Annotated in this window: 23 protein-coding genes and 4 tRNA genes; 20 read left to right on the top strand and 7 right to left on the bottom strand. The window is 67.6% G+C overall.

The window, feature by feature from the left end; translation table 11 throughout:
• Positions 1-18: 18 nt before the first annotated feature.
• Positions 19-2,289, top strand: coding sequence for an ATP-dependent Clp protease ATP-binding subunit ClpA (clpA, locus tag KK131_RS00720; RefSeq protein WP_214554530.1), 2,271 nt, complete (start codon positions 19-21; stop codon positions 2,287-2,289).
• Between the two features lie 98 nt (positions 2,290-2,387).
• Here clpA and infA read toward each other — a convergent pair whose 3' ends face one another.
• The gene (infA, locus tag KK131_RS00715; protein ID WP_007508585.1) at positions 2,388-2,606 is read right to left on the bottom strand and encodes a translation initiation factor IF-1; all 219 of its coding nucleotides are present in this window, start codon (positions 2,604-2,606) and stop codon (positions 2,388-2,390) included.
• A gap of 107 nt (positions 2,607-2,713) precedes the next feature.
• Positions 2,714-2,989, bottom strand: a complete 276-nt coding sequence (locus KK131_RS00710) for a polyhydroxyalkanoic acid system family protein (RefSeq protein WP_214554528.1) — start codon at positions 2,987-2,989, stop codon at positions 2,714-2,716.
• A gap of 79 nt (positions 2,990-3,068) precedes the next feature.
• Here KK131_RS00710 and KK131_RS00705 point away from each other — a divergent pair, with 79 nt between their 5' ends.
• The 11 genes from KK131_RS00705 to KK131_RS00655 all read left to right on the top strand — a co-directional run bounded on the left by KK131_RS00705 (position 3,069) and on the right by KK131_RS00655 (position 12,026).
• On the top strand, positions 3,069-3,836 hold the full coding sequence (locus KK131_RS00705) for an FHA domain-containing protein (RefSeq protein WP_214554526.1): 768 nt from the start codon (positions 3,069-3,071) through the stop codon (positions 3,834-3,836).
• A 79-nt stretch (positions 3,837-3,915) separates the two neighbouring features.
• The gene (gene serC, locus KK131_RS00700; protein WP_214554525.1) at positions 3,916-5,001 is read left to right on the top strand and encodes a 3-phosphoserine/phosphohydroxythreonine transaminase; all 1,086 of its coding nucleotides are present in this window, start codon (positions 3,916-3,918) and stop codon (positions 4,999-5,001) included.
• 75 nt (positions 5,002-5,076) lie between these two features.
• Positions 5,077-6,165 carry a prephenate dehydratase gene (gene pheA, locus KK131_RS00695; protein WP_214554524.1) on the top strand — a complete coding sequence of 363 codons (1,089 nt, stop codon included), beginning with the start codon at positions 5,077-5,079 and terminating at the stop codon, positions 6,163-6,165.
• A complete protein-coding gene (aroA, locus tag KK131_RS00690; protein WP_214554523.1) occupies positions 6,162-7,472 on the top strand; it encodes a 3-phosphoshikimate 1-carboxyvinyltransferase in 1,311 nt (436 codons plus the stop codon). The genes pheA and aroA overlap by 4 nt, the downstream gene beginning before the upstream one ends.
• 62 nt (positions 7,473-7,534) lie before the next feature.
• Entirely contained in the window at positions 7,535-8,314 is a 780-nt protein-coding gene (gene kdsB / locus KK131_RS00685) for a 3-deoxy-manno-octulosonate cytidylyltransferase (protein WP_214554522.1), read from the top strand.
• Between the two features lie 39 nt (positions 8,315-8,353).
• Entirely contained in the window at positions 8,354-10,180 is a 1,827-nt protein-coding gene (gene uvrC / locus KK131_RS00680; RefSeq protein ID WP_214554521.1) for an excinuclease ABC subunit UvrC, read from the top strand.
• Between the two features lie 72 nt (positions 10,181-10,252).
• Complete coding sequence (gene pgsA, locus KK131_RS00675) at positions 10,253-10,864, top strand: CDP-diacylglycerol--glycerol-3-phosphate 3-phosphatidyltransferase (RefSeq protein WP_214554520.1); 612 nt, start codon at positions 10,253-10,255, stop codon at positions 10,862-10,864.
• 72 nt (positions 10,865-10,936) lie between these two features.
• A tRNA-Gly gene (locus tag KK131_RS00670) sits at positions 10,937-11,012 on the top strand.
• Positions 11,013-11,157: 145 nt separating this feature from the next.
• Positions 11,158-11,233, top strand: a tRNA-Gly gene (locus KK131_RS00665).
• 84 nt (positions 11,234-11,317) lie between these two features.
• A tRNA-Cys gene (locus KK131_RS00660) sits at positions 11,318-11,391 on the top strand.
• Positions 11,392-11,639: 248 nt separating this feature from the next.
• Positions 11,640-12,026, top strand: coding sequence for an HU family DNA-binding protein (locus KK131_RS00655; protein ID WP_214554518.1), 387 nt, complete (start codon positions 11,640-11,642; stop codon positions 12,024-12,026).
• A 75-nt stretch (positions 12,027-12,101) separates the two neighbouring features.
• Here KK131_RS00655 and KK131_RS00650 read toward each other — a convergent pair.
• The 5 genes from KK131_RS00650 to KK131_RS00630 form a co-directional block, all read right to left on the bottom strand.
• Positions 12,102-12,188 (bottom strand) — tRNA-Leu (locus KK131_RS00650).
• Between the two features lie 77 nt (positions 12,189-12,265).
• Positions 12,266-13,501 (bottom strand): TraB/GumN family protein, encoded by a 1,236-nt coding sequence (locus KK131_RS00645; RefSeq protein WP_214554516.1) that lies wholly within the window; start codon positions 13,499-13,501, stop codon positions 12,266-12,268.
• A gap of 137 nt (positions 13,502-13,638) precedes the next feature.
• A complete protein-coding gene (locus KK131_RS00640) occupies positions 13,639-14,529 on the bottom strand; it encodes a carbon-nitrogen hydrolase (RefSeq protein WP_214554514.1) in 891 nt (296 codons plus the stop codon).
• A gap of 60 nt (positions 14,530-14,589) precedes the next feature.
• Entirely contained in the window at positions 14,590-15,639 is a 1,050-nt protein-coding gene (locus KK131_RS00635; RefSeq protein ID WP_214554511.1) for an agmatine deiminase family protein, read from the bottom strand.
• A gap of 107 nt (positions 15,640-15,746) precedes the next feature.
• Positions 15,747-16,112: a hypothetical protein gene (locus tag KK131_RS00630; protein ID WP_214554509.1), complete on the bottom strand. Its 366-nt coding sequence runs from the start codon at positions 16,110-16,112 to the stop codon at positions 15,747-15,749.
• Positions 16,113-16,315: 203 nt separating this feature from the next.
• On the opposite strand from KK131_RS00630, the gene KK131_RS00625 reads away from it, so the two are divergent.
• From KK131_RS00625 to KK131_RS00595, 8 genes are all read left to right on the top strand, one after another.
• Positions 16,316-18,229: an ATP-binding cassette domain-containing protein gene (locus KK131_RS00625; RefSeq protein WP_214554507.1), complete on the top strand. Its 1,914-nt coding sequence runs from the start codon at positions 16,316-16,318 to the stop codon at positions 18,227-18,229.
• A gap of 2 nt (positions 18,230-18,231) precedes the next feature.
• Positions 18,232-19,152: a phosphoglycerate mutase gene (locus tag KK131_RS00620; RefSeq protein ID WP_214554505.1), complete on the top strand. Its 921-nt coding sequence runs from the start codon at positions 18,232-18,234 to the stop codon at positions 19,150-19,152.
• On the top strand, positions 19,149-20,915 hold the full coding sequence (locus KK131_RS00615) for a DHH family phosphoesterase (RefSeq protein WP_214554503.1): 1,767 nt from the start codon (positions 19,149-19,151) through the stop codon (positions 20,913-20,915). Before KK131_RS00620 ends, KK131_RS00615 begins: the two co-directional genes overlap by 4 nt.
• Positions 20,916-20,981: 66 nt before the next feature.
• A complete protein-coding gene (locus KK131_RS00610; protein ID WP_214554501.1) occupies positions 20,982-21,356 on the top strand; it encodes an STAS/SEC14 domain-containing protein in 375 nt (124 codons plus the stop codon).
• Positions 21,357-21,417: 61 nt separating this feature from the next.
• Complete coding sequence (locus tag KK131_RS17705) at positions 21,418-21,540, top strand: hypothetical protein (protein WP_284731438.1); 123 nt, start codon at positions 21,418-21,420, stop codon at positions 21,538-21,540.
• A 152-nt stretch (positions 21,541-21,692) separates the two neighbouring features.
• The gene (gene asnB, locus KK131_RS00605) at positions 21,693-23,360 is read left to right on the top strand and encodes an asparagine synthase B (RefSeq protein WP_214554499.1); all 1,668 of its coding nucleotides are present in this window, start codon (positions 21,693-21,695) and stop codon (positions 23,358-23,360) included.
• 99 nt (positions 23,361-23,459) lie between these two features.
• Positions 23,460-24,585, top strand: a protein-coding gene (prfB, locus tag KK131_RS00600) for a peptide chain release factor 2 (RefSeq protein ID WP_214554497.1) whose coding sequence is annotated in 2 segments (ribosomal slippage) — positions 23,460-23,534 and positions 23,536-24,585 — 1,125 coding nt in all. Because the reading frame shifts where the segments join, the coding sequence is not laid out codon by codon here.
• Positions 24,586-24,627: 42 nt separating this feature from the next.
• Positions 24,628-24,954 (top strand): hypothetical protein, encoded by a 327-nt coding sequence (locus KK131_RS00595; protein ID WP_214554495.1) that lies wholly within the window; start codon positions 24,628-24,630, stop codon positions 24,952-24,954.
• The last annotated feature ends 33 nt before the right edge of the window (positions 24,955-24,987 follow it).

Raw genomic sequence — 24,987 nt, 5'->3', positions numbered from 1 at the left:
AAAGCGGAGACGATCCGAATGTTCAGCAAGGATCTGGAAGTCACCATCGGCCATTGCTACAAGCAGGCCCGCGAGCAGCGCCATGAATTCATGACGGTGGAGCACCTGCTGCTGGCGCTGACCGAAAACCAGTCGGCGCTCGGCGCCTTGCGCGCCTGCGGCGTGGACCTGCCGCGGTTGTCGGCCGACCTGGAACGCATCATCAGCGAGACCGTGCCGGTGCTGCCACCCGGCGACGAGCGCGACACGCAACCCACGCTGGGCTTCCAGCGCGTGCTGCAGCGCGCGGTGTATCACGTGCAATCCTCCGGCCGGAAGGAGGTCACCGGCGCGAACGTGCTGGTGGCGATCTTCGGCGAGAAGGATTCGCACGCGGTGTACTTCATGCACCAGCAGGAGATCACCCGGCTCGACGTGGTCAACTACATCTCTCACGGCATCGCCAAGATCGGCGACGAGCCGGCCGCCGGCGTGTCCGGCGGCGAGCGCGAGGGCGAGGAGGGCGGCGAGCCGAAGGGCAACCCGCTGCACGAGTTCGCCAGCAACCTCAACGAGCTGGCGCTGGAAGGCAAGATCGACCCGCTGATCGGCCGTACCGACGAGATCGAGCGCACCATCCAGGTGCTGTGCCGCCGGCGCAAGAACAACCCGCTGTACGTGGGCGAGGCTGGCGTGGGCAAGACCGCGCTCGCCGAGGGCCTGGCCAAGCGCATCGTCGACGGCGAGGTGCCCGAGGTACTGGAGGACGCCACGATCTGGTCGCTTGATCTCGGCGCGCTGGTGGCCGGCACCAAGTACCGCGGCGACTTCGAGAAACGCCTGAAGGGCGTGATCGCGCAGTTGAAGAAGCAACCGGGCGCGATCCTGTTCATCGACGAGATCCACACCATCATCGGTGCCGGTTCGGCCTCGGGCGGCACCATGGATGCGTCGAACCTGATCAAGCCGATGCTGGCTTCCGGCGAGCTGCGCTGCATCGGTTCGACCACGTTCCAGGAATACCGCGGCGTATTCGAGAAGGACCGCGCGCTGGCCCGCCGCTTCCAGAAGATCGACGTGGTCGAGCCGACCGTGGCCGACAGTATCGAGATCCTCAAGGGCCTGCGCTCGCGCTTCGAGGAACACCACCACGTGGCGTATACCAACGAGGCGCTGAAGGCCGCGGTGGACCTGTCGGTGAAACACATCCCCGACCGGCTGCTGCCGGACAAGGCGATCGACGTGATCGACGAGGCCGGCGCGCGCCAGCGGCTGTTGCCGGAAGACCAGCGCACCGGCACGGTCGACGTGGGCGAGGTCGAGTACATCGTCGCCAAGATGGCGCGGATCCCGGCCAAGCAGGTGTCGGCGTCGGATCGCGACGTGCTGCGCAATCTCGAGCGCAACCTCAAGATGGTGGTGTTCGGGCAGGACCCGGCGATCGAGGCGCTGGCCGCGTCGATCAAGATGGCCCGTTCGGGCCTGGCCGATCCGTCCAAGCCGATCGGCTGCTTCCTGCTGGCCGGTCCGACCGGTGTGGGCAAGACCGAGGTGACCAAGCAGCTGGCGATGCAGCTGGGCATCGAGATGATCCGCTTCGACATGTCCGAGTACATGGAAAGCCACTCGGTCTCGCGGCTGGTCGGCGCGCCCCCGGGCTACGTCGGTTTCGACCAGGGTGGCCTGCTGACCGAGGCGGTGACCAAGCATCCGCACGCGGTGCTGTTGCTGGACGAGATCGAGAAGGCGCACCCGGACGTGTTCAACATCCTGCTGCAGGTGATGGACCGCGGCGTACTGACCGACACCAACGGCCGCGAGGCGAACTTCAAGAACGTGGTGGTGGTGATGACCACCAACGCGGGTGCGGCGATCGCCGCGCGGCGCAGCATGGGCTTCGTCGAGCAGAAGCACGAGTCGGACGCGATGGAAGTGATCCGCCGCATCTTCACGCCGGAGTTCCGCAACCGGCTGGACGCGATCATCCAGTTCGCCGCGCTCGATTTCGAGCACATCCTGCGCGTGGTCGACAAGTTCCTGATCGAGCTGGAAAGCCAGCTGACCGAGAAGCGGGTGAGCCTGGACGTGGATGCCGCCGCCCGCCGCTGGCTGGCCGAGCATGGCTTCGACCCGCAGATGGGCGCACGGCCGATGGCGCGGGTGATCCAGGAGAAGGTGAAGCGCGCGCTGGCCGACGAATTGCTGTTCGGCAAGCTGGCCGAGGGCGGCGTGGTCCACCTGAGCGTGGTGGATGGCGAGCTGAAGGTCGACTGCAAGGCGGCGGAGAAGCTGCCGGCCGTGGTCGAGTAAGCCGAACGCCGGGCAAAGCAAAGGCGGCGCATTGCGCCGCCTTTGTCATGTCCGGCGCCGCCACCTCGCGGGCGCGGCAGCCTCCAACACCGCCGCACTTACTTCATGCGGTACGTGATGCGTCCCTTGCTCAGGTCGTACGGGGTCATTTCGATCTTGACCTTGTCGCCGGTAAGGATGCGGATGTAGTGCTTGCGCATGCGGCCGGAAATATGGGCGATGATCACGTGCCCATTTTCCAATTGCACACGAAACATGGTGTTCGGCAGGGTCTCCTGGACCGTGCCTTCCATTTCGATGACGTCGTCTTTGGCCATGTGTTCCGGGGTTCACGCACAGCCGTCATGGCTGCGTAAGCCGTCGATTATGCCACGGATGAGTGCATGGTTAAAGAATCATCAACGCGGACCCGGCCAGCTCGCGGTCAGGCGAAATGCTCGTCCAGCTTGCGCCGTATTTCCTGCTCGACCATGCCTTTCAGTGGCGCCAGCAGCAGCCCCAGCTCGGCCTTGACCTGGATCGCGTCGCTGCCGACGGCGATCGAGCCGCTGACGCCGGGTCGGGAAAACAGCAAGGTGTCGTCCTGCCAGCGCCCATCCATGCCGAATTTCTCGTGCATGCGCGCGGCCACCTGGTCGACCACGGCGCGGGCTTCGGCGATCGACAACTGGTGCGGGCGGCGGATATCGATCTTGGGCATGGTGGACTCCAGGCAAAGACACATCTTAATGCGATGCGGCTGCATGCTAGAGTTTCGTGGTCTTTCAAGTGGTTGATCCATGCGTATCGAATTTCCCAATGCGGCCCGTGAGGATTTCCATTGGGCGCAGACGCAGTTGCGCATCGGCAGCGCGCCCGACAACGACCTGGTGCTGGCCGCCAGCCAGGCGGCACCGCATCACTTGCGCATCCAGCAGGATCGCCGCGGCTGGGTGTTGCAGGTGCTGCCGTCGGCCGACCGCATCCACGTCAATGCTCGGCCGGTGCGCGAACGCGCCTTGCTGCGCGCCGGCGACGTGGTCAGCGTGGGCGACTGCCGCCTGCTGCTGCGCGCCGACGAGGACCCGGCGCGGCGCCCACCGCTGAACGTGCCCGAACAGGGACGCTGCACGGTGGCCTTGCGTGCCGTGGCCGGCCCGCTGTCCGGGCGGGTGCTGCCGTTGCAGGACAGCCTGACGTTCGGGCCGCACGGCGATTGCCCGCTGGAACTGCCGCAGGGCGACATCGTGGCGCTGCGGATTTTCTGGGCGGACGGCCAGCTGTGGCTGGAAACCACCCAGTCGTGCGAACGCCACCCCCTGCGTGTCAACGGCGTGGCGGTGCAGAAGCTGGCCTTGCAACCCGGCGACCAGCTTGGCGTGGCGATGCACCGCTTCGTGGTCGACGGGCCGGGCATGGAGCCGGAGCCGGAGATCGCGATGGCCGAACCGTTGCCGCAACGGCTGCCGGAAGACGCTGCCGGCCCCAGCGGCGAAGTGTGGTGGCTGATCGTCACCGCTGCCGTGCTGGCCCTGGGCATCGCACTGGTACTGCTGATCCGGTTCTGAGAGCACCGCCGAGGGTTGACCGCGCCATGCTGCGCCGCGCCATAATGCACGGAACACCTTCGACAGGACGCAGGCGCACGTGAGCAGAGTCTGGAATTTCAGCGCCGGCCCGGCGGCGCTGCCGCAGGCGGTACTCGAACGCGCCCAGCGCGAGATGCTGGACTGGAACGGCAGCGGTGCCTCGGTGATGGAGCAGTCCCACCGCGGCAGGCGCTTCATCGCGATGGCCGCCCAGGCCGAGGCCGACCTGCGCGATCTGATGCAGATCCCGGCCGACTACGCCGTACTGTTCCTGCAGGGCGGCGCCACCCAGCACTTCGCGCAGATCCCGATGAACCTGGCCGGCGAGGGCGACAGCGCCGACTACATCGTCAGCGGGCACTGGAGCGCGAAGGCAGCCAGCGAAGCCAGACCCTATGTGCGGGTGAACGTGGCGGCCAGCGCCGAAGCGGACGATTACCTGAAGCTGCCGCCGCGCGACAGCTGGCAGCTCGATCCGAACGCCGCCTACGTGCATTACACGCCGAACGAGACGATCCACGGCGTGGAGTTCCACGGGGTGCCCGAGGTCGGCGCGCCGCCGCTGGTGGCGGACATGTCCTCGAACATCCTGTCCGAGCCGCTGGACGTCGGCCGCTTCGGGCTGATCTACGCCGGCGCGCAGAAGAACATCGGTCCGTCCGGCCTGGTGCTGATGATCATCCGCCGCGACCTGCTGCAGCGGGCCGGCCGGCCGATGGCGCGGATCTTCCGCTACGCCGAGCACGCCGCCGCCGATTCGATGCTCAACACGCCGAACACCTGGGGCTGGTACGTGGCCGGGCTGACCTTCCAGTGGCTCAAGGCGCAGGGCGGGCTGGGCGCAATGGCCGAGCGCAACCGGGCCAAGGCCGAGCTGCTGTACCGGGCCATCGACGGCTCCGGCGGCTACTACCGCAATCCGATCGAACCGTCCGCGCGCTCGCGCATGAATGTGCGCTTCACCCTGCACGACGCTGCGCTGGACGCCGCGTTCCTGCAGGAGTCCGAGGCGGCCGGCCTGCTTGCGCTGAAGGGCCACAAGGCACTCGGCGGCATGCGCGCCTCGCTGTACAACGCGGTGCCGCCGGAGGCCGTCGAGGTGCTGGTGGCGTTCATGCGGGATTTCGCGCAGCGGCACGGCTGACCGGGCAATGCCGGAATTTTTCAGGCAAGATGCCGCTTCATCATTTGGACTTCTATCCATCCAGGCGGCCAAAGCATGACCGATCCGAAAACACCGTTGAGCGAGATGCGCGAACGCATCGACAGCATCGACCGGCAGATCCAGCAGCTGATTTCCGAGCGCGCGAACCATGCGCGGACGGTGGCGAAGGTGAAGGGGGAGGGGCTTTCCGCGATCGACTATTACCGTCCCGAGCGCGAGGCCCACGTGCTGCGCATGGTGGTGGACCGCAACGAGGGTCCGCTGTCCGACGCCGAGATGGTGCGGCTGTTCCGCGAGATCATGTCGTCCTGCCTGGCCCAGGAGGATCCGCTGAAGATCGGCTTCCTGGGACCGGAAGGCACCTTCAGCGAACAGGCCGTGCGCAAGCATTTCGGCCATGCCGCCTACGGGCTGCCGCTGGGCAGCATCGAGGAAGTGTTCCAGGAGGTCGCCGCCGGTCATGCCGACTTCGGCGTGGTGCCGGTGGAGAACTCCGGGCAAGGCATGATCCAGGTCACCCTGGACATGTTCCTCACCTCCGAGGCGACCATTTGCGGTGAGGTGGAGCTGCGCGTGCACCAGTGCCTGCACTCGCTGACCGGCCAACTGGAAGACGTGCGTCGTGTCTACGCGCACGCGCAGTCGCTGCAGCAGTGCAAGACCTGGCTGCGCATCAACCTGCCCGACGTGGAATGCATCGCGGTGGGCAGCAATGCCGAAGCCGCCCGACTGGCCCGGCACGCCGACGATGCAGCGGCGATCGCCGGCGAGACGGCGGGCAAGGTCTACGGCCTGAAGACCGTGGCCAAGGGCATCGAGGATCGCGCCGACAACACCACGCGCTTCCTGGTGATCGGCCGTTCGCTGTTTCCGCCCTCGGGCAACGACCGTACCTCGCTGCTGATCACCGTCAACGACAAGCCGGGTGCGCTGTACGACGTGCTCAGCCCGTTCGCGAAGCACGGCATCAGCCTGAACCGCATCGAGTCGCGGCCGGCGCATACCGGCAAGTGGCAGTACGCGTTCTTCATCGACGTTTCCGGCCATATCGACGGCGATGCGTTGCAGGCCGCGGTGCAGGATATCGGCGCATCGGCCGCCACCATCCGCGTGCTGGGTTCCTACCCGGTGGCCTTGCCTTGAACGTTCGCCTGGACTGGAGCAGCCGGCCGGGTCGGCCACTGCACGGCAGCGTGCGCGTGCCCGGCGACAAGTCGGTTTCGCATCGCGCGCTGATGCTGGCTGCGATCGCCGAAGGAGAGTCGCGCATCCGCGGCTTCCTCGAAGGCGAGGACACCCGCGCCACCGCCGCCGTGCTGGCGCAGCTCGGCGTGCGCATCGACACGCCGTCGGCCGGCGAGCGCGTGGTGCATGGCGTGGGCCTGCACGGTCTGCGCGGCGCGGCGCAATCGCTGGATTGCGGCAACGCCGGCACCGGCATGCGCCTGCTGACCGGCCTGCTGGCCGGACAGGCGTTCGACAGCACCCTGGTCGGCGACGCCTCGCTGTCGAAACGGCCGATGCGCCGGGTGACCGATCCGCTGGCCCTGATGGGCGCGCGCATCGACACGCACGACGGTCTGCCGCCGCTGCACGTGCATGGCGGCCAGCCGTTGCAGGGCATCCGCTACGAACTGCCGGTGGCCAGCGCGCAGGTGAAGTCCGCGCTGCTGCTGGCCGGCCTGTACGCCGCCGGGGAAACCGAAGTCATCGAACCGCACCCGACCCGCGACTACACCGAGCGCATGCTGGCCGCGTTCGGCTGGCCGATCGCGTTCGCACCGGGCCGCGCGAAACTTGAAGGCGGCCATGCGCTGCATGCTACCGACGTCGAAGTGCCGGCGGATTTTTCCTCGGCGGCGTTCTTCCTGGTCGCCGCCAGTATCGTGCCGGGCGCCGAACTGCGCCTGCCGGCGGTGGGCCTCAACCCGCGCCGTACCGGCCTGCTGCAGGCGCTGCGCCTGATGGGTGCGGACATCACGGTCGAGCACGAGCGCGAGGCCGGCGGCGAGCCGGTCGGCGATCTCGTGGTGCGCCACGCGCCGCTGCATGGCGTCGAGCTGCCCGAAGCGCTGGTGCCGGACACGATCGACGAGTTCCCCGCGCTGTTCATCGCCGCCGCGGTGGCCAACGGCACGACGGTGGTTCGTGGTGCGGCCGAATTGCGGGTGAAGGAATCCGACCGCATCGCCACGATGGCCAGCGGCTTGCGCACGCTCGGCGCGGCGATCGAGGAAACGCCGGATGGCGCGATCATCCACGGCGGCCGGCTCGGCGGCGGCACGGTGGAAAGCCACCTCGACCATCGCATCGCGATGAGTTTCGCGGTGGCCGGACTGGTTGCCACCGAGCCGGTACGGATCCATGACTGTGGCCATGTGGCCACGTCGTTTCCCGGTTTCCTGGAATTGGCCAATGGCTGTGGCTTCGCGCTGCGCGGTGCGGGCTGAACTGTCCGCGCCGTGCATGTATCGTTGCGGCAAGGCTTGCCTCCTGGTTGAAGATCGTCCTCATGTCCAATGTCGTACCGCCATTCATCGTCGCCATCCCCGCCCGTTACGGCTCGACCCGCCTGCCGGCCAAGCCGCTGCGCGAGATCAACGGCGTGCCGATGGTGGTGCGGGTGGCGCAACGCGCCCTGCAGGCCGGCGCGAGCCAGGTGGTGGTGGCGGTGGATGACCCGCGCATCGCCGACGCGTTGGCCGGGCAGGATGGCGTGGACGTCTGCATGACCCGCAGCGATCACGCCTCGGGCAGCGACCGCCTGGCGGAGTGTGCGCAGCACTACGGCTGGGCCGCCGACAGCATCGTGGTGAACCTGCAGGGCGACGAACCGTTTGCGCCCGCCGCCGGCATTCGCGCGGTGGCGCAGGCGCTGGCCGGCGACGACGCGCCGATGGCGACCCTGGCCACACCGATCATCGACGCCGAGGAACTGTTCGACCCGAACGTGGTGAAACTGGTGCGTGCCGTCGACGGCCGCGCGCTGTACTTCAGCCGGGCACCGTTGCCGTGGGCGCGCGATGCGTTTGCCACCGACCGCAACGCGCTGCCATCCGGCTCGCCGTTCCTGCGGCACATCGGCATCTACGCGTACCGGGCCGGCTTCCTGGACCGCTACAGCCGCCTGCCGCGCACGCCGCTGGAACAGACCGAATCGCTGGAGCAGCTTCGCGTGCTGGAGCATGGCCACGCGATCGCGGTGCGGCTGACTCCGGAGCCGTTTCCGCCAGGCATCGACACCGAAACCGACCTGGAACGCGCGGAGCTGTGGTTGCGCACGCAGCATTGAGCCTCCATCTGCATGGGTCATCGCCACTAGAATGATCCCATGCAGTCCGCGCAACCGCTCCCCTTCGACGGCAAGGCCTTCGTCCGCACGCTGACCTCCTCGCCCGGCGTCTATCGTCATTTCGACGCGGCCGGCGAGCTGCTCTACGTGGGCAAGGCCGGCAACCTCAAGAAGCGCGTCGGCAGCTATTTCCTGAAGCCGCACATGGAGCCGCGCATCGCGGCGATGGTGGCGCAGATCGCCCGCGTCGAGATCACCGTGACGCGCACCGAGGGCGAGGCGCTGCTGCTGGAATCGCAGCTGATCAAGTCGCTCAAGCCGCGCTACAACATCCTGCTGCGCGACGACAAGAGCTACCCGTACATCTACCTGTCCGGCGGCGAGGACTACCCGCGGCTGGCCTTCCACCGCGGCGCGAAGAACCTGCCAGGGCGCTACTTCGGGCCGTACCCGAGCACCTACGCGGTGCGCGAAAGCCTCAGCCTGATGCAGAAGCTGTTCAAGGTGCGCCAGTGCGAGGACAGCTACTTCCGCAACCGCACGCGGCCCTGCCTGCAGTACCAGATCGGCCGCTGCAGCGCGCCCTGCGTGGGGCTGATCAGCGTGGAGGATTACCGCGGCGACGTGCGCCATGCGGAAATGTTCCTGGAAGGGCGCAGCAACGCAGTGATCGACGAGCTGGCCGAGGCGATGGAGCAGGCCAGCAAGGCGCTGCAGTTCGAACGCGCGGCGAAACTGCGCGACCAGGTGGCCGCCCTGCGCCAGTTGCAGGCGCAGCACCACGTGCAGGGCGCCAGCGCCGACATGGACGTGATCGCCTGCCGCATCGAGGCGGGCATGGCCTGCGTCAGCGTGCTGTTCTTCCGCAACGGCATCAGCCTGGGCACGCGCGATTTCTTCCCGCGCCTGCCGCTGGATGCCGAGCCGGCCGACGTGCTGGCGCAGTTCATCGCGCAGTACTACCTGGACCGGCCGGTGCCGCGCGAGCTGATCCTGGGCGAACCGCTGGCCGACCAGGAGATTCTCGCCGAACTGCTCGGCCAGCATGCCGGCCATGGGGTAGAGCTGAAATCCAGCGTGCGCGGCGAGCGCGCGCAGTTCCTGCAGATGGCCGAGCGCAACGCGCAGGCCTCGCTGACCGCGCGGCTGGCCAGCCGGCAGACCCTGGGCACGCGTTTCGACGACCTGCAGAAGGCGCTCGGGCTGGCGGCGCCGCCGCGGCGCATCGAGTGCTTCGACATCAGCCACACGATGGGCGAGCTGACCGTAGCCTCGTGCGTGGTGTTCGGGCCGGAAGGTCCGGAGAAATCGCACTACCGCCGCTTCAACATCGCCGGCATCACGCCGGGCGACGACTACGCGGCGATGCACCAGGCGCTGACCCGACGCTTCCGCAAGGTGGCCGAAGGCGAGGGCGCGCGTCCCGACATCCTGCTGATCGACGGCGGCAGCGGCCAGGTGGCGCAGGCGCTGGACGTGTTGAAGGAGCTCGGCGTCGACGGCATCGAAGTGGTGGGCGTGGCGAAGGGCCCGGGCCGGCGTGCCGGCGAGGAAACGCTGGTGCTCGCCGACTCGGGGCGCGAATTGCATCCGGGGTCGTCGTCGCCCGCACTGCATCTGGTCGCGGCGGTACGCGACGAGGCGCATCGTTTCGCGATCAGCGGCCATCGCAAGCGGCGCGAGAAGGCGCGCGAGCGCAGCGTGCTGGAGGACGTGCCGGGCATCGGTGCACGCCGGCGTTCCGCCTTGCTGAAGGCGTTCGGCGGCATGCAGGGGCTGGAGCGCGCGGGCGTCGAGGAACTGATGCAGGTGAAGGGCATCGACCGCGGCCTGGCCGAACGCATCTACGCCAGCCTGCATGGCTGAGCATTGGCGAGCGCTTTCACTCGGCAGTGGCGTGCCGGCATGCGAAACTGGCGCAAACCACTGGAACGAACCATGCACATCAACCTGCCGACCTGGCTGACCCTCTTCCGCGTTGCCCTGCTGCCGGTCATGGTGGTGGTGTTCTACCTGCCGTTTCCGGGTCACAACATCACCGCGGCGATCGTGTTCGTGCTGGCTGCGGTCACCGACTGGCTCGATGGTTATCTCGCGCGGCGGATGAACCTCACGTCGGCGTTCGGCGCGTTCCTCGATCCGGTCGCCGACAAGCTGATGGTGGCGGTGACCTTGTTCCTGCTGGTCGAGTCGCATCGCGGCGGCTGGCCGGGCGTCCTGATGGCGGTGACCGCGGCGGTGATCGTGGGGCGCGAGATCAGCGTGTCCGCGCTGCGCGAGTGGATGGCCGAGATCGGCATGCGCGCCACCGTCAAGGTCGCCTTCATCGGCAAGTTGAAGACGGTGATGCAGATGGTCGCGCTGGTAGTGCTGATCGTGCAGCACGAGAAAGCCGCCGAAGCGCTGCGGCTGTACCACATCGGCGAGGCCTTGCTGGTGATCGCCGGCGTGCTCACGATCTGGTCGGGCCTGTACTACCTGCGCGCCGCCTGGCCGATCCTGAGCGGCGGTACGCCGGGACAGGCGTCCGTGGACAAGGACGATATCTGAGTGCCGGGGGCATGGCCCGATCGGCACGGGCTTGACGATCCGCTTTCACGTATTAGAATGCGCGGCTCCAATGCGGGAATAGCTCAGTTGGTAGAGCACGACCTTGCCAAGGTCGGGGTCGCGAGTTCGAGTCTCGTTTCCCGCTCCAGTTTGCAGACAAGGCCCCGATCCGTTCGGGGCCTTGCCGTTTCAGCGGCCTGCAGGGACTGGGCAGGGCGCTGGAATCCGGGTCGAAAAGCGCTGTCGCAGCTATTCACAAGTGACTGCGTTCTGCTATGATTCGCGGCTCCGATGCGGGAATAGCTCAGTTGGTAGAGCACGACCTTGCCAAGGTCGGGGTCGCGAGTTCGAGTCTCGTTTCCCGCTCCAGTTTCAATGCAGAACCTCGGCTTTCCGGGGTTTTGTTTTTTAGAGGCAACCTGCGATCATCATGGTCGCGCTTCACGAAGCAATGGCCTGGTGGCAGAGTGGTCATGCAGCGGACTGCAAATCCGCGTACGCCGGTTCGATTCCGACCTAGGCCTCCATTGCGCAACCGGCTGCCAGCCAGCCCCGAAAACCCGCCGATGGCGGGTTTTTTGTTGTCGGTCCATCTGGCCGGCATACGCCAGATTGCACGAAGTAGTGAGCACTTTCGTCCGTATGGCTGAAGATTTTGCGACCGGGAAACGTCTTTTATTGTCCGACCCGTTGGCGGCACCGCTGAATTCCCCTACATTCAGCGTGCCGTGAGGCATGCAAACAATCCATCACCACGTAGACGAGGGGGAAATTCATGGCAAAGACGCAGAAAGCAGCGGCCAAGAGCAAGCCGGCACCCAAGGCCAAGGCCGCATCGGCTGCACCCAAGCCGATCAAGGAAGTCCTGAACAAGTCCAGCCTGGTAGCGCACATCGTGGAAGCCAGTGGCGTGGTCGCCAAAGACGTTCGCGCCGTGCTCGCCGCGCTGGAAGGCGCGGTCGCCGGTTCCGTGCACAAGAAGGGCGCCGGTTCGTTCCAGTTGCCCGGCCTGCTGAAGATCACCGCGGTGAGCGTGCCGGCCAAGCCGAAGCGCAAGGGCATCAACCCGTTCACCAAGGAAGAGCAGTGGTTCGCGGCCAAGCCGGCATCGGTCAAGGTCAAGATCCGCCCGCTGAAGAAGCTGAAGGATGCGGCGGCCTGATCCAGGCCAGGCGTCATCGTGGAGTGCGGCGACATTCGCCGCACTCCATCGTTTGATCGGGCATCAAGCGGTTATTGGTGCCCGGGGCGGGGATCGAACCCGCATGGCCGTGAGGCCGAGGGATTTTAAGTCCCTTGCGTATACCAGTTTCGCCACCCGGGCCGGACATCGAAGCGCGTTTGCAGGGAGCCTGCAGGCGGCGCGCATCGTAACATGCGCCTTTGCTGCCGCAGCCGTGGTCAGAACAGGCTCTTGAAGATGTGGATGCCGGCGCTGTACTCGCCGATGATGGTGCCCACGCTGACCAGGAAGAAATTCAGCAGGGTGCGTGCGACGCGGTTCTTCCACCAGCCGCTCCAGTGCACGATGTCGTCGCGCAGGGTGTCGAAATCGACCACTCGCGGGCGGCGCACCCAGGCTTCGGCCATCGCGCTGATGCCGCCGGCCGGAATGCCGGGACGGAACGGCTTGATCGGCGCGGCGACGAACGCGGCGGTGATGCTGAACGGGTGTGCGCCGGCGACCAGCGCGCCGAGTGCGGCGAAACCGCCGGTGAACAGCACCCAGGCCAGCAGCGCCTGCGTGCCCAGCGACGCGTTGCGGTGGAACGCCCAGGCGATCGCGGCGAATACCAGCAGCACCAGGGCGGCGGCTACCCACTTCGGCCAGCGCGCCTTGGGCGGCGAGACGGCCAGCTCGGCGACCTTGGCGGCGGGATCGTCCTGCTGTTCGCGCAGCAAGGTACAGAGGCCCTTGAGATGGCCGGCGCCGATCACTACCAGCACGCGGCGGTTTTCCGCCGTGCCCGGGCGGGCCGCTTCCTCGCGCAGGCGCGCGGCCATGAACGCATCGCGTTCGCCGATCAGGCTGTCGTAGAGTGGCTTCGAGCCGCTGGCGAATTCGCTGAACGCGCTTTCCAGCAGGTCGCCCTGTTTCAGTTTCTCGATCTCGCCCTGTTCGATGTCCTCGCGGTCGAACACGCTGGCCAGCAGGCCACCGAGCAGACCGAAGCGCTGCCAGAAACCCACGCTGCGCCAGGCGCGCTTGAGTGTCGTACCGACTTCGCGGTCGATCAGCCACAGCGGCAGGCCGCGTTGTTCGGCGCCATCCATCGCCGCCTTCATCTCGGCACCGGGCTGGATGCCGGACTGGTCGGCCAGGCGCTTCTGGAACGTCGACAGCACCAGGCTGGCGGCGACCATGCCGGCCTTGCCCTGGCGGATCACCTTGAACAGGTCCAACTGCCTGAATGCTTCCGGATCGCGCATGCTCTGCGCGCGGCTGTCGCACAGTTCCACCGCCACGGCGTCGAAGCGTTCGCTGGCCAGCAAGGCATCGACCGCCTCCATGCTGCTGCGCGAGACGTGCGCGGTACCCAGCACTACGTATTCCACGCCGTCGCGCTGCACGCGCTCGATCGGCTGGCCCCGCAAGGCGGCAGGCAACGCGGTGATTTCGGTTTCGGGAACGCTCATGCGGTCAGCAGGCCGGTCGTAGGGGGAATCCAAGCATGGGGACGACGGCCATGCGGAACAAGCCGAAACTTGAAAGTGCGGCCATGGATGGCTGCCTTTTGATCTTCGCGATCAAGGACGATCACAAAAATACAGGTTCAGTCACGGAAGCGCTTGAGCAGGTCGGCGTAGGCATCGATGCGGCGGTCGCGCAGGAACGGCCAGATCCGCCGCACGTGCTCGCTGCGCGCCAGGTCGACCTCGGCCAGCAGCAGCTCGCGCGCATCGGTACCGGCCTGGGCCAGGAACTCGCCCTGCGGACCGGCGGCGAAACTCGATCCCCAGAACTGGATGCCGGCGCCCACGCCCGACGGATCGGCCTCGAAGCCGGTGCGGTTGCACGACAGCAGCGGCAGGCCGTTGGCCACGGCATGGCCGCGCTGCACGGTGGTCCACGCGTCGCGCTGGCGATCCTTCTCGGCCTGCTCGTCGTTCGGGTCCCAGCCGATCGCCGTGGGGTAGAGCAGCAGTTCGGCGCCGGCCAGCGCCATCAGGCGGGCCGCCTCCGGATACCACTGGTCCCAGCACACCAGCACGCCGAGGCGGCCGACCGACGTGTCGATCGGCTCGAAGCCGAGGTCGCCCGGGGTGAAGTAGAACTTCTCGTAGAACGCCGGATCGTCCGGGATGTGCATCTTGCGGTAGGTGCCGGCGATCGCCGCCGAGCGGTCGAACACCACCGCGGTGTTGTGGTACAGGCCCGCGGCGCGGCGCTCGAACAGCGAGGCGACGACGACCAGCTTCAGCTCCTCGGCCAGCTTGCCGATGCGTGCGGTGCCCGGGCCGGGGATGCTCTCGGCCTGGTCGAAGATCTCCACCGACTCGTGCTGGCAGAAGTACGGGCCGTTGTGCAATTCCTGCAGCAGCACCAGTTCGGCGCCGGCCGCGGCGGCTTCGCGCAGGCCGGCTTCGATGGCGTCCAGGTTGGCGTCGCGGCTGCCGCGGTCGGTTTCCTGCAGCAGCGCGACCTTGAGGGTCTTGCGGATCATCGGCGTGAATCCTCGGCGTGTAGCCAAGTGTGACAGGCCGTACAGTTTAGCCGATGCGGCTCAGGCCAGCCCGGCGGGCAGCTGCATGGTGATGCAGTGCAGGCTGCCGTTCTGCCAGATCAGCGGGTGGCACGGCACCTGCACCACCTCGCGGCCCGGGTGCGCACTGCCGATGATGCGCGCGGCCTCGTCATCCGCCTTGTCGCCGTAGGCGGGCACCAGCACGGCGCCGTTGACGATCAGGTAGTTCGCATAGGACGCGGCGAGCCGTCGACCCTCGTCGAGGATGGGTTGTGCCCACGGCAGCGGGTAGAGCCGGTACGGGCGGCCATCGACGGTGCGCAGCGCGGCCAGCTCGGCGGCCATCCGCTGCAGTTCGTCGTGGTGCGGGTCGCCAGGGTCGTCGCAGGCCTGGAACACGATGCGCTCGTCCGGGGCGAAGCGGGCGAGGGTGTCGATGTGCGCGTCGGTGTCGTCGCCTTCGAGGTAGCCGTAGTCCAGCCACAGCACGCGCTCGGCGTGCAGGCTGTCGCGCAGGATCGCGCTCATCTCCTCGCGCGACTGTTCCGGATGCCGCTGCACCAGGCAGCGCCAGGTGGTGAGCACGCTGCCCGCGCCGTCGCTCTCGATGCCGCCGCCTTCCAGTGCCCAGTCGATGCGTTTGTGCGCGGCATGGCCGAATACGCCGGCGTCGACCAGGCCGGCGACGAGCGCATCGTCCTGCTCGGCGTCGAACTTGCCGCCCCAGCCGGTGAAGCGGAAATCGGTGAGCTGGAAATATCGTCGGGAATCGGCGGCCTCGCCGCCCATCAGGGTGATCGGGCCGGAATCGCGCAGCCAGGTGTCGTCGTACGGCAATTCGACGAAGCGGATCTTCGCGAGATCCACGCCGGCGTCACGCAGTTGCGACTGCACGTGGGCGTTCAGCGCGGCATCGGCCACCACGATGACCAGCCGCTGGAACCGTGTCACCGCCGCGGCCAGCGCCACGTAGGTGGTTTCCACCGCGGCTAGGCGTTCGGCCCAGTCGGTACCGGCGTGCGGCCAGGCGATCAGCACGGCGGCCTGCGGTTCCCATTCCGCCGGCAGGCGCAAGGAGTGGTCGGTCATGCTGGGCGATCTCGTGCAGGTGAGGGCCGCAAATTGTACGACGCGAGGGCCGCGCACACGAACGACGCGGCCCGTGTCGCCACGGGCCGCGTCGGTTGGAAGTCAGCTCAGTTGACGGCCGCCGGATCGGTGTTGTTGCCTGCCGGCGTGTTCAGCACCGCATGGATCACGTGGCTGTGCTCGAAATACACGATGAAGTTCGAGTACTCCCAGCGGTTGATCTGCGGGTGCTTCTTCGTGTCGCCGCCGCGAGGCGAAAGCTTGCGCTGCGGCGCGCCCCAGGTCTTCTCGACCTGCGCCATGCTCAGCCCGCGGCGGGGCAGGTTCATGTCCTTTTCCTGCTGTACGCGATGGATCAGCAGGCTGTCGCCATGTTCCGTCCGCGATTGCGCCGCACTGGCCGGCTGTGGCGTGGCAAGGCCGGCAGCGGCCAGCATGACGACGATCGGCAAACTGCTCGTGAACTTGACCATGGCTCCCCTCTCCATACAAGGCTGTATGCGGCGTCGTTGTAGCAGAACCGCTTGTGCTGCGCCATGCCGATGGCCGCCGATTGCGATGGGTTCGGCATTCGTCATCGCGCGGCGGCACCAGGCGGTTCGCCGAGAATAGCGCCATCGCCGCTATCATGGGCGGCTGCGGGCGACTGCCTGCCCCGTTCCGATCCAGGCTTTTCATGATTTCCTTTCGACATTTCGCCTTGCGCCGCGGCAGCCGGCTGCTGCTTTCCGACATCGACCTGGTGATCCAGAGCGGTTGGCGGCTGGGCGTGATCGGCCGCAACGGCTGCGGCAAATCCAGCCTGTTCGCTGCCCTGCAGGGCAGCCTGGAGAGCGATGCCGGCGATCTCGACATGCCGGCCAGGCTGCGGCTGGCCTCGGTGTCACAGGAAACCCCGGCGCTGCCGGACGCGGCGATCGACTACGTGCTGGGCGGCGACGAGGAGCTGGCTGCCGCGATGCGCGACGAGGCCGATGCCGGCGATCGCGGCGACATGGAGGCGATGGCGAAGGCGCATCACCGCATCGAGGAACTGAACGGCTACGACGGCCGCGCCCGCGCCGGCCGCCTGCTGCATGGCCTGGGTTTCCCGCCGGAAACGCACGAGCGCGCGGTGAAGGAATTCTCCGGCGGCTGGCGCGGCCGGCTGAACCTGGCGCGCGCGCTGATGTGCCCCTCCGACCTGTTGCTGCTCGACGAGCCGACCAACCATCTCGATCTCGACGCCGTGCTGTGGCTGGAAGAATGGCTGCGCCGCTACCAGGGCACCTTGCTGATCATCTCGCACGACCGCGAATTCCTCGACGGCGTGATCACCCACACGCTGCATCTCAACGACGGCAAGGCCAAGCTCTATACCGGCAACTACAGCGCGTTCGAACGCCTGCGCGCCGAGCAGTTGCGCCAGCAACAGATTTCGCACGAACGCGAACAGGCCGAGCGGGCGCACCTGCAGTCTTTCGTCGACCGCTTCAAGGCCAAGGCCAGCAAGGCCAAGCAGGCGCAGTCGCGGATGAAGCGGCTGGAGAAGCTGGCCGGCACCGAGGCGGTGCGCGCCGAGCGCCCCTTCAGCTTCCAGTTTCCCGCGCCGGGGCGGTTGCCCGATTCGATGCTGCAGCTGGAGGACATCGCCGCCGGCTACCTGGCCGATCCGTCTACGCACGCCGACGAGGTGGCGAACATCGTGCTCTCCGACGTGCGTTTCAGCATCGAGGCCGGCGAACGGATCGGCCTGCTTGGCCCGAACGGCGCCGGCAAGTCCACCCTGGTCAAGACCCTGGTCGGCGAACTCGAACCGTTCAGCGGCGAGCGCAAGGCGCACAAGGACCTGAAGATCGGCTACTTCGCCCAGCACACGGTGGAAAGCCTGCGCGAAGGCGCCAGCGCGCTCGATCATCTGCAGGACAAGGCGCCCGGTGTGGCCAACCAGGTGATGCGCGATTTCCTCGGCACCTGGAACTTCGCCGGCGACCGCGCGTTCGAGTCGGTCGATGGTTTCTCCGGCGGCGAGCGGGCGCGCCTGGCACTGGCGCTGATCGCGTGGGACAAGCCGAACCTGCTGCTGCTCGACGAGCCGACCAACCATCTCGACCTGGACATGCGCGAGGCGCTGGCCGATGCACTGGCCGACTTCGACGGCGCGCTGGTGCTGGTCTCGCACGACCGCCATCTGCTCGGCATGGTCTGCGACAGCTTCTGGCGTGTCGCCGATGGCGTGGTGGAAAGCTTCGATGGCGACCTGGACGACTACGCGCGCTGGCTGAAGACGCGTACCGCCGCGAACAAGAAGACGGCCAGGCCGGTGGTGGCCAAGGTGGCGGAGGTTTCGCCGGAGGAGCGCCGGCGCCAGGCAGCCGCGCAGCGCGAGAACGAGAAATCCGCGCGCCAGCGGGTGAAGAAGATCGAGACCCGCGCCGCCACGATCGATGCCGAACTGGCCACGCTGGAAACTCAGCTGGCCGACCCCGCCACCTACGACGGCCCGACCAGCGAGATGATGCGGCTAAGTCAGCGCCAGACCGAACTGCGCCGCGAGAAGGAAGCGCTGGAAACCGAGTGGCTGGCCCTGGTCGAACAACTGGAAGCCTAGACATGCCGACGCCGGAGCAATCGTTGCAACTGTGGCTGCCCGCGCTGGCGCATTTCGAACCGTCCCATCCGCTGCGCGAATGGCTGCCCCGCGCCGACCGCCTGCCGAGTGGCGGCGTCGGCTACCTGGGCGGCCTGGGCGATCACTTCCCTGGCGTCGACGCCGACGTGCCCGCCGCGGCGATCACCCGCGAATTTCTCGCCGGCGATGCGTCGGACGGCGTTTGGCTGTCGGCCGATCCGGCCTGGGTGCAGCCCGACATGAACGGCGTGCGCCTGCTGGCCTGCGGCCAGATGCGGCTGGGCATGGACGAGGCGCAGGCACTGGCCGAGCCGCTGCGACCGGTGTTCGACGAAGCCGGCATGCAGCTGGAGATTTCCACCCCGGATCACTGGCACCTGCGCCTGCCGGGCGATACGCCGCTGCCCGGTTTCGCCGTGCCCGAGCAGGCGCTGGGCGAGGACCTGGCGCAGCATCTGCCGCAGGGTACGGAAGGACGCCGCTGGCGGGTCCTGCTCAACGACGTCCAGGTGCTGCTGCACCAGCATCCGCTGAATGCCCGGCGACAGGCGCGTGGGCAATCACCGGTCAACAGCCTGTGGCTGTGGGGCGGCGGCCGCCTGCCGGATGCCTTGCCCGGCAACGTGCTGGGCGTGGTCAGCGACGACCTGCTGCTGCGCGCGCTGGCCGCGCGTGCCGGCATCGCCCAGCAGCCGCGCACGGCCGATGCCGTCGCCGCCGGCGGAACGGGCTGGCTGATCGACCTGCAGGATCTGCCGGCGCACGAGATCGCCTCGCGCTGGTGGCCGGCGTTGCTGCCGCTGCTCGGTCGCCAGTCCGTCGTGCTGCACTTCGCCAGCGGCGAACGCTGGCGGCACAAACCATTCCACCGCTGGCGCTTCTGGCGCGGGGCAGGGCGTTGAGCGTGCTGCAGCTGCGCCGGCGCGAAAGCAAGGGCGTGCCGCATGGCTGGCCGGCTTCGGTGCATCCGGTGCTGCAGCAGGTCTACGCCGCGCGCGGCGTGCTGGAGCCGGGACAGGTCGAACACCGATTGGCGCGAATGCTGTCGCCGCAGCTGCTGGGGGGGATGGCGCAGGCGGTCGGGCTGCTCGCCGAGGCGATCCGCGGCGACTGGTCGATCCTGATCGCCGGCGACTACGACTGCGACGGCGCCACCGGCACCGCCGTGGCCGTGCGCGGGCTGCGCTTGCTCGGCGCGAAGCGGGTCAGCTACGCCATCCCGAATCGCTTCATCCACGGCTACGGCTTGAGCCCGGCGTTGGTCGCCTCGCTGCAGCCCACGCCGCGGCTGATCGTCACCGTCGACAACGGCGTGGCCAGCATCGCCGGCGTGGCCGCGGCGAAGGCTCGCGGCATCCGCGTGATCGTCACCGACCATCACCTGCCCGGCGAGCAGTTGCCGGCGTGCGACGCGATGGTGAACCCGAACCTGGCCGGCGATGCATTCCCCAGCAAGGCGTTGGCAGGTGTCGGTGTGATGTTCTACCTGCTGCTGGCGCTGCGTGCGAAGTTGCACGAGGACGGCGCGTTCGGCACAGCGAAGCCGGACTTGTCGTCGTTGCTCGACCTGGTTGCGCTGGGCACGGTGGCCGACCTGGTACCGCTGGATTTCAACAATCGCGTGCTGGTCGAAGCCGGCCTGCAGCGCATGCGCGGCGGCCGGGCCTGCGCCGGCATCACGGCGCTGGTCGAGGCCGGCAAACGCAGCGTCGCGACGCTGTGTTCCACCGACCTGGCCTTCACCGTGGGGCCGCGGCTGAATGCGGCAGGGCGGCTGGAAGACATGCGCCTGGGCGTGGAATGCCTGCTCACCGACGACGTGGCGCAGGCGCGCCGCTGCGCCGAACAACTCGACGCGATCAACCGCGAGCGGCGCGATCTGCAGGCGTCGATGGTGGCCGAGGCCGAAGTGATGGCCGCCGGCCTCGGTCATACCGATGCGGTGGGTGTGGCGCTGTTCGAGCCGTCGTGGCATGCGGGAGTGGTCGGCCTGGTCGCCTCCAAGCTGAAGGAGCGGCTGCACCGCCCGGTGGTCGCGTTCGCTCCCGCCAGCATTGAAGAGTGCGGCGAGGGATCGCCGCCTTTTGATTCTCGCGCACAGGAAGTGCGCACAGGCAACGCCACTCTGCGCGGCTCGGCGCGTTCGATTCCCGGTTTCCACATCCGCGATGCGCTGGCCGCGATCGACGCGCGCCAGCCTGGCCTGATCGAACGCTTCGGCGGCCATGCGATGGCTGCGGGCCTGAGTCTGAAGACCAGTGACTATGCGCGCTTCGCCGCCGCCTTCGACGCGATCGCGCGCGAACTGATCGAGCCCGAACGCCTGCAGGCGGTGCTCTACACCGACGGCGAACTGCCGCCCGGCGCCGCCACGCTGGCACTGGCCCGCCAGCTGCGTGAGGCCGGACCGTGGGGACAGGCGTTCCCCGAGCCACTGTTCGACAACCTGTTCGAATGCGCCGGCTGGAAGCTGATGGGCGAGCGCCACCTGCGCCTGCAACTGCGCGACCCGCGCGATGGCGCGCTGCATGACGCGGTGATGTTCAACGCATATCACGGCCAGCCACCCCCGCCGCAGCTGCGCGCGGCCTACGAGCTCACCATCAACGACTGGCAGGGCCGCGAGACGCCGCGCCTGCTGCTGCGGCATCTCGAACCGGCCTGATTTCCTTGCGTGTTTTTCACGCGGCCTGCTCCAAACTGGCGTCCACCTCACCCATGGAGAACGCCCGTGATCTCACTGATCGAAGGACTGCCGTCCGGCACGCTGGGTTTCCGCGCACATGGCCAGGTCACGGCGGCAGATTACGAAAACGTCATCGTGCCGGATGTGGAGGCGGCGTTCGCGCTGAACCGCAAGCTGCGCCTGCTGTACGTCACCGCCGATGACTTCACCGGCTTCGACCCTGGCGCGATGTGGGACGACGCCAAGCTGGGCTTGCGCCATTTCAGCGGCTGGGATCGCATCGCGCTGGTGACCGACGTGACCTGGCTGCGCGGCACCGCGATAGCCTTCAGCTTTGCCATCCCGGCGCAGTTCCGCCTGTTCCACGGTGCGGACATCGAGGAAGCCACCCGCTGGATCACGGCTCCGGGCGACAACTGATGCGCCCGACGGGACGCCTGGGGCACTTGCCAAGACCAGGATGATCTGTTCAAGTCTGCCCATGCATTCCGTCACCGCCAGCATCATGAACTCCGCCGCGCCCTCCGCGCGGGGCTTCGTGCCGGCCGGCAACAACAATAATCGCGCGAACAATAACGCCAACTTCTGGCGGGCCGGCGCGTAGCTTCAAGCTTCCGAAACATACGCGAAAAAGGCCCGCCCAGAGCGGGCCTTTTTTTGTTCTTCACTTCACGCGAATCCGTTCGCGAACAGCAAGACCGGCCACCCATGGCCGGACTTATCAACAAAGCCGATCCCAATCAAAGGACAGCAAGCATGTGTTCGATCTTCGGAATGTTCGACCTGCAGCCGGGCGACGACCTGGCGGCGCTGCGCCGGCAGGCGCTGGAACTGTCGCAGCGCCAGCGTCATCGCGGGCCGGACTGGAGCGGGGTGTTCGTCGATGCCGGGGTGATCCTGGTGCACGAGCGGCTGGCCATCGTCGACCCGGCCAGCGGCGCGCAGCCGCTGCGTTCGCGCGACGGCGCGCTGGCGCTGGCGGTGAACGGCGAGATCTACAACCACCGCGAACTGCGTGCGGCCAGCGATTACGACTTCACCACGGGCTCGGACTGCGAGGTGATCAACGCGTTGTATCGCGAGCACGGCAGCGACTTCGTGAACAGGCTCAACGGCATCTTCGCGTTCGCACTGTGGGACGGCGAGGCGCAGCGCTACCTGGTCGCGCGCGACCCGATCGGCGTCTGCCCGCTGTACTGGGGCCACGACGCGCAAGGCCGCCTGTGCGTGGCGTCGGAGATGAAGGCGCTGGTCGGGGTGTGCGCCGACGTGGCGCCGTTCCCGCCCGGCCACGTCTACGACAGCGCCAGCGGCGAGCTGCGCAGCTACTACGCCAGGCCATGGCGCGACTACGCCGCCACGCGCGGCCATGACGTGTCTGCTCCGGCCTTGCGCAAGGCGTTCGAGCAGGCCGTGCATCGCCAGCTGATGACCGACGTGCCGTATGGGGTGCTGCTTTCCGGCGGGCTGGATTCGTCGCTGGTCGCCGCCTGCGCCGCGCAGTTCGCGCGCGAGCGGGTCGAGGACGACGACCGCAGCGAGGCCTGGTGGCCGCGCCTGCATTCGTTCGCGATCGGGCTGGATGGTTCGCCCGACCTGGCGGCGGCGCAGGTCGCCGCCGACGCGCTGGGCACCGTGCATCACGGCTTCGTCTACACGTTCTGGGAAGGACTGGATGCGTTGCCCGAAGTCATCCGCCACATCGAGACCTACGACGTCACCACCATCCGCGCCGCCACGCCGATGTACCTGCTGGCGCGGCGGATCAAGGCGATGGGGGTGAAGATGGTGCTGTCCGGCGAGGGCTCGGACGAGATCTTCGGCGGCTACCTGTACTTCCACAAGGCGCCGTCGGCCGAGGCATTCCACGAGGAGACCGTGCGCAAGCTCGACGCGCTGCACAGTTACGACTGCCTGCGCGCGAACAAGGCGATGATGGCGTGGGGCGTGGAGGCGCGCGTGCCGTTCCTCGACCTGGAGTTCATCGACGTGGCAATGGGCCTGGACGCCGCGCACAAGATGGCCGGGCAGGGGCGCATCGAGAAGGCGGTGCTGCGCGAGGCGTTCGATGGCGCACTGCCGGATGCGATCCTGTGGCGGCAGAAGGAGCAGTTCAGCGACGGCGTCGGCTATGGCTGGATCGACGGGCTGAAGGCGCACGCGGAGCAGGCGGTCAGCGACCGCGAGTTCGCCGCGGCGGCGGCGCGCTACCCGTTCAACACGCCGGCGACCAAGGAGGCGTACTTCTACCGGCGCATCTTCGAGCAACACTTCCCCGGCGAGGCCTGCGCCGCGACCGTGCCTGGCGGCAAGTCGATCGCCTGCTCCTCGCCGGCGGCACTGGCGTGGGATCCGGCGTTCGCGAGCGCGGCCGATCCGTCGGGCCGGGCGGTCAAGGGGGTGCATCAGCAGGCGCTGGCCTGAACGGCGAGTCGTGGCCAGCCGCCCGCCGCGAGCGCGGCGGTGCGGCCTCGCGGGAGCGTCTGTTATCCTACTCAGCTTGCATCCAACCCTGATACCGACATGATCGAGACCAATCCCATCCATGCGCAGATCGCCGACCTTCGTGGCCGGGTCGAGTCGCTTAGGGGGTATCTTTGACTACGCTACGAAAAGCGAACGTCTGGAAGAAGTAACCCGCGAACTGGAAATTCCCACCGTGTGGGACGACCCGGCGCGCGCGCAGGAACTGGGCCGCGAACGCGCCCGCCTGCACACCATCGTCCACGGCATCGACACGCTGACCGCCGGGCTGAATGACGCCGGCGACCTGCTGGAAATGGCGATCGCCGACGGCGACGACGACACCGCGCAATCGGTGACCGACGACCTGACCAAGCTCGAGGCGCAGGTCGGCAAGCTGGAATTCCAGCGCATGTTCTCCGGCAAGATGGACGCGATGAACGCGTTCGTCGACATCCAGGCCGGCGCCGGCGGCACCGAGGCGCAGGACTGGGCCGAGATGCTGCTGCGCATGTACCTGCGCTGGTGCGAATCGCGCGGCTGGAAGACCGAGTTGATGGAGGTCAGCGGCGGCGACGTGGCCGGGATCAAGTCCGCCACGTTCCGCGTGGAAGGCGATTACGCTTACGGCTGGCTGAAGACCGAGATCGGCGTGCACCGGCTGGTGCGCAAGAGCCCGTTCGATTCGGACAACCGCCGGCATACCAGCTTCACTTCGGTGTTCGTGTCGCCCGAAGTCGATGACGACATCGACATCGAGATCAACCCGGCCGACCTGCGCACCGACGTCTACCGTTCGTCCGGCGCCGGCGGCCAGCACGTCAACAAGACCGAGTCGGCGGTGCGCATCACGCACATCCCGACCAATACGGTCGTTGCCTGCCAGACCGGCCGCAGCCAGCACGCGAACCGCGACACGGCGATGAAGATGCTGGCCGCGAAGCTGTACGAGCTGGAAGTGCAGAAGCGCAATGCCGAACGTGACGCGCTGGAAGCGACCAAGTCCGACATCGGCTGGGGTAGCCAGATCCGCAACTACGTGCTGGACCAGAGCCGCATCAAGGACCTGCGCACCGGCATCGAGCGTTCGGACACCCAGAAGGTGCTGGACGGCGACCTCGACGAGTTCATCGAGGCCAGCTTGAAATCCGGCCTCGAGGCCGGCGCCAAGCGCATCGACGCGTGACGCCCGATTCCTTCCGCTTTGCTCACTGACGAGGTGGCCCGCATGAACAGCAAGAAGATCTGCGCAATCCTGATCGCCTTTGCCGCATTGGCCGCGTTCGGCGCGGCGGCGCAATCGCAGCAAGGCAGCGCCGGCCAGAGCATCAAGCAGGATGCCAAGGCCGTCGGCCACGGCGTCGCCGACGGCGCGCGCGATGTCGGCCACGCGACCAAGCACGTCGCCAAGAAGGTCGGTCACGGCGCCAAGGAAGCCGGCACCGGCATCGGCCATGGCGCGAAGAAGGCCGGCGTCGCCATCGGCCACGGTGCGCGCGAAGGCTGGGATGCGACGAAGCATGCGGTCAAGCAGGTGTTCGGCAAGGGCGATTGACGCGCCGTGCCGCCGCGGTAGAGACAACGGTAT

It is taken from the genome of Rhodanobacter sp. LX-99 (assembly GCF_018599185.1).
Lineage (GTDB): Bacteria > Pseudomonadota > Gammaproteobacteria > Xanthomonadales > Rhodanobacteraceae > Rhodanobacter.
This window is presented reverse-complemented; position numbering and strand designations above follow the sequence as displayed.